Below are 4,588 nucleotides of genomic sequence, written 5' to 3'. Positions count from 1 at the left end.
CGTCGGCGCCTCCTGTGTCACAAACCGGCCTGGGTCGACGGCTGCCCCGTGCGCAGGGACGGGCCCGCCGACCCGGTGCAGCAGTCGAATACTACGCAGCGTAGACCACCGGGCCCGGGAAGGTCCGACGCACCTGCCGATTGGCCGGTTCGGCCTGCCCGGCGCAGTCGGCGCGCTGCGGTGGGCCAAACCCGGTACGGCATACTGGGAGGCCATGTGCGGACTGCTGGCCCTGGTGTGCGCTCCGGCCGGCGTCGTCGGCCCCGGGCCGCGCAGCCAGGTCGTCGACGCCGTCGCCGATGCGACCCACCTGATGCGCCACCGCGGCCCGGACGAGCCGGGCGCCTGGGACGGCGGCCAGGTGGTGTTCGGCTTCAACCGGCTGTCGATCATCGACATCGCCCATTCGCACCAGCCGCTGCGGTGGGGTCCGCCGGAGCAGCCGGATCGCTACGAACTGGTGTTCAACGGCGAGATCTACAACTACCTGGAGCTGCGCGCGGAGCTGGCCGCCGAGCACGGCACGGCGTTCGCGACCGACGGCGACGGTGAGGCGATCGTCGCCGGCTACCACCACTGGGGCGTCGGCGTGTTGACCCGGCTGCGGGGCATGTTCGCCTTCGCGATCTGGGACACCGCGAGCGGCGAGTTGTTCTGCGCCCGGGATCCGTTCGGGATCAAACCGCTGTTCATGGCGACCGGCCCGGGCGGCACCGCCGTGGCCAGCGAGAAGAAGTGCCTGCTGGCGCTGGCCGAGCAGGTGGGTTTCGACACCGGTATCGACGCCCGCGCCGTCCAGCACTACACGGTGCTGCAGTACGTGCCCGAGCCGGAGACGCTGCACCGGGGGGTGCGCCGGCTGGAGTCGGGGTGCTACGCCCGCATCCGGCCGGGCGGCGAACCGGAGGTCGGTCGTTATTTCACGCCGCGGTTCGACGCCACCCCGATCGCCCGCGACACCGAGCAGGCCCGCTACGACGAGATCACCGCGGTGCTGGAGGACTCGGTCGCCAAGCACATGCGGGCCGACGTCACCGTCGGGGCGTTCCTGTCCGGCGGGATCGACTCCACCGCGATCGCCGCGCTGGCGATCCGGCACAACCCGAAGCTGATCACCTTCACCACCGGTTTCGAGCGCGAGGGTTTCTCCGAGGCTGACGTCGCGGCCGCGTCCGCCGCGGCGATCGGCGCGCGGCACGTGACCAAGCTGGTCAGCCCGGCCGAGTTCGTCGCGGCGCTGCCCGAGATCGTCTGGTACCTGGACGACCCGGTGGCCGACCCGGCGCTGGTGCCGCTGTTCTTCGTCGCCCGCGAGGCCCGCAAGCACGTCAAGGTGGTGCTCTCCGGGGAGGGCGCCGACGAGCTGTTCGGCGGATACACCATCTACCGGGAGCCGCTGTCACTGCGGCCGTTCGACCACCTGCCCGGGCCGCTGCGCCGGTCGATGGAGAAGGTGTCCGCGCCGCTGCCGGACGGGCTGCGCGGCAAGAGCCTGCTGCACCGCGGCTCGCTCACCCTGGAGCAGCGCTACTACGGCAACGCCCGCAGCTTCTCCGATCCGCAGCTGCGCGCCGTGCTGCCCGGGTTCCGCCCGGAGTGGACGCACGCCGACGTGACCGGGCCGCTGTACGCGCAGTCGGCCGGCTGGGATCCGGTGGCCCGGATGCAGCACATCGACCTGTTCACCTGGCTGCGCGGCGACATCCTGGTCAAGGCGGACAAGATGACGATGGCGAACTCGCTGGAGCTACGGGTGCCGTTCCTGGACCCGGAGGTCTTCGCGGTGGCGTCGCGGCTGCCGGTGCGGGCCAAGATCACCCGCACCACGACGAAGTACGCGCTGCGCCGGGCGCTGGAGCCGATCGTGCCCGCGCACGTGCTGCACCGACCGAAGCTCGGCTTCCCGGTGCCGATCCGGCACTGGCTGCGCGCCGGCGAGCTGCTCGAGTGGGCCCAGCAGACGGTGACCGCCTCAGCCGCGGGTCACCTCGTCGACCTGGCCGCGGTCCGCCGGATGCTCGACGAGCACCGCACCGGGGTGAGCGATCACAGCCGCCGGTTGTGGACGGTGCTGATCTTCATGGTCTGGCATGCCGTCTTCGTCGAGCAGAGCCTGGTGCCGCAGATCAGCGAGCCGAGCTACCCGGTCCAGCTGTAGCGGCCAGCGCGCCCCCGATCTCAGCGGCGGCCGCCTCGCCGTAGGCGTCGGCCAGCCGGCTCACCGCGACCTCGATGTCCCAGCCCCATTCCTGGGTGCCGGTCGACTCCAGCACCAGCACCGCGACCAGCGAGCCGAGCTGCGCCGACCGTTCCAGGTCCAGGCCCGCGCTGCGGCCGGTGAGGAACCCGGCCCGGAAGGCGTCGCCCACCCCGGTGGGGTCGAGTTGGCTCTTCTCCGGCACCACGCCGACGTGGATGCGGGAGCCGTCCGGGTCGACGATGTCGACACCGTCGCCGCCCAGGGTGGTCACCCGCAGCCCGACCTGCTTCATCACGTCGGCCTCGGTCCAGCCGGTCTTGGACAGCAGCAGATCCCACTCGTAGTCGTTGGTGAACAAGATCGCCGCGCCGTCGATGAGCCGGCGGATCTCCTCGCCGGTGAGCCGGGCCAGCTGCTGGGACGGGTCTGCGGCGAACGCCAGCCCGAGCGTGCGGCACTCCTCGGTGTGGCAGAACATCGCCTCCGGGTCGTTGGCCCCGATGATTACCAGCTCCGGGGTGCCGATCGCCGAGACGACGCCGGCCAGCGAGATGTCGCGGGCCTCCGACATCGCACCCGGGTAGAACGACGCGATCTGGGCCATGTCCACATCGGTGGTGCAGACGAACCGTGCGGTGTGCGCCGTCTTCGAGATCAGCACATGCTCGCAGTCGACGCCGTGCTCGGAGAGCCACCGGCGGTAGTCACCGAAGTCGTCGCCGGCGGCGCCGATCAGCGCGGCGTCACCACCGAGCACCCCGATCGCATAGGCGATGTTGCCGGCCACCCCGCCCCGGTGGATCACCAGGTCGTCGACGAGGAAGCTCAGCGAGACCTTCTGCAGGTGATCGGCGAGGAGCTGTTCGGAGAACCGCCCCGGAAACCGCATCAGATGGTCCGTCGCGATCGAACCGGTCACCGCAATCGTCACAGATCTCGCCCTTCGTCTGGTACACCGAACCAGCCAAGACTACCCACAGCCGCCGCACCGGGCCGCTGCCAGCCTGGCAGCGGACTTCCGCTTCGGTCAGAGTTCGCTGTGCCGGGCGCGGCGGCACCGCTGAATCGTGCCGACCGTGGTTACGCTGGCCGGGTGTTCAGGATGGGCTCCGTCATCGCCGTCACCGGCGTTGCCGCGCTGTGCGTGCTCTGCGCCGCACCGGCGGTCGCCGACGTCGACGATTGGGTCACCGCGCACGGGCCGTCCGCATGCCAGTGGATGGACGCGCACCCGGACCTCACCGGCTCGCTGGTGACCATGCGCACGATGCAGGACGACGGGCTGGCGATGCAGGAGATACCGGGGGCGCTGGTCAAGGTGATCGTGACCTACTGCCCGTATCACGCCGATTTGCTCGTCAAGACACGGCAATACGTGTCGCGCCGCAACGACGTCGGCGGCGGCATCGCCGTCGTCGGCGGCTAGTCGGGCGGGTGCCCGACGCCCGGCTCGACCGGGTCCGCTCAGCTCAGTTGAACGAGTCGCCGCACGAGCAGGATCCCCCGGCGTTGGGGTTGTCGATGGTGAAACCCTGCTTGTCGATCTGGTCGGCGTAGCCGATCGACGAACCCTCCAGGTAGGGGGCGCTCATCCGGTCGACGACCAGTTTGACGCCGTCGAACTCGTGGATCACGTCACCGTCGAGGGTGCGGTCGTCGAAGAACAGGTTGTAGCGCAGCCCGGCACAGCCGCCCGGCTGAACCGCGATACGCAGGGTCAGGTCGTCGCGGCCCTCCTGTGCGAGCAGCGACTTGACCTTCGAGGCCGCCTCTGCGGTCAGCACCACCCCGGGGGTAGCGGTCGACTGGTCCTCAACAGTCATGTGCGTCTTCCTTTGCGCTTGATTCGGGGGTGGGCCGGCTCGGAGTCGGCGCCCACCGCATCAACGATACCCGGACACCGGCAACGGCAGGTACGCGACGGCGACACCGGGCCGAGGCGCTCACCCACCGATCTCGGCGGCCGTCGCCGACGCCAGACCCATCAGCTGGTTGGCCGCGTCGGCCAGGGCGAACCGCACCGAGCCGGCGTAGTCGGCGACGGCGCGGGCGGCCATGATTCCGGCCGACCGCAGCGCGGTCTCGTCCAGACTGACCTGACCCGCCAGCACCAGCACCGGGATGCCCTGCTCCCGGGCGGTGTCGGCCAGCGCACCGACCACTTTTCCGTGCAGCGACTGCTCGTCGAAGCGGCCCTCGCCGGTGACCAGCAGGTCGGCCGCGGCGACGGCGGCGCGCAGGTCGGTCTGCCGGGCCACGAGCTGCGCCCCGGACTCGATGGTCGCGCCCAGGGCGAGCAGCGCCGCACCGATGCCGCCGGCGGCGCCGGCGCCGGCCGCGGCGCTCACCGGTCGCCCGGCCGCCCGGTCGAGCTGCACCGCCCACGCC

The 4,588-nt window shown here is 71.1% G+C and carries 5 protein-coding genes; 2 read left to right on the top strand and 3 right to left on the bottom strand.

Annotation, left to right across the window (positions count from 1 at the left end; translation table 11 throughout):
- Nucleotides 1-214 precede the first annotated feature (214 nt).
- Complete coding sequence (gene asnB / locus AC2VNT_RS02215; protein ID WP_486945299.1) at nt 215-2,158, top strand: asparagine synthase (glutamine-hydrolyzing); 1,944 nt, start codon at nt 215-217, stop codon at nt 2,156-2,158.
- Here the strand turns inward: asnB and AC2VNT_RS02210 are convergent.
- The gene (locus AC2VNT_RS02210) at nt 2,127-3,131 is read right to left on the bottom strand and encodes a carbohydrate kinase family protein (RefSeq protein WP_486945298.1); all 1,005 of its coding nucleotides are present in this window, start codon (nt 3,129-3,131) and stop codon (nt 2,127-2,129) included. The genes asnB and AC2VNT_RS02210 overlap by 32 nt on opposite strands.
- A gap of 162 nt (nt 3,132-3,293) precedes the next feature.
- Between AC2VNT_RS02210 and AC2VNT_RS02205 the strand changes: the two genes are divergently transcribed.
- Nucleotides 3,294-3,626, top strand: coding sequence for a hypothetical protein (locus AC2VNT_RS02205; protein WP_486945297.1), 333 nt, complete (start codon nt 3,294-3,296; stop codon nt 3,624-3,626).
- 43 nt (nt 3,627-3,669) lie between these two features.
- Here AC2VNT_RS02205 and AC2VNT_RS02200 read toward each other — a convergent pair whose 3' ends face one another.
- Both AC2VNT_RS02200 and AC2VNT_RS02195 read right to left on the bottom strand, forming a co-directional pair.
- A complete protein-coding gene (locus AC2VNT_RS02200) occupies nt 3,670-4,023 on the bottom strand; it encodes a HesB/IscA family protein (RefSeq protein ID WP_486945296.1) in 354 nt (117 codons plus the stop codon).
- Between the two features lie 120 nt (nt 4,024-4,143).
- On the bottom strand, nt 4,144-4,588 hold a 445-nt coding region (locus tag AC2VNT_RS02195), incomplete at its 5' end, for a glycerate kinase (protein ID WP_486945295.1).

The organism is Mycobacterium sp. TH-M15, assembly GCF_057473705.1.
This window is presented reverse-complemented; position numbering and strand designations above follow the sequence as displayed.

Coding starts and splice junctions, on each gene's coding strand:
- asnB (WP_486945299.1), top strand. CDS start 215: ATGTGCGGACTGCTGGCCCTGGTGTGCGCTCCGGCCGGCGTCGTCGGC.
- AC2VNT_RS02200 (WP_486945296.1), bottom strand. CDS start 4,023: ATGACTGTTGAGGACCAGTCGACCGCTACCCCCGGGGTGGTGCTGACC.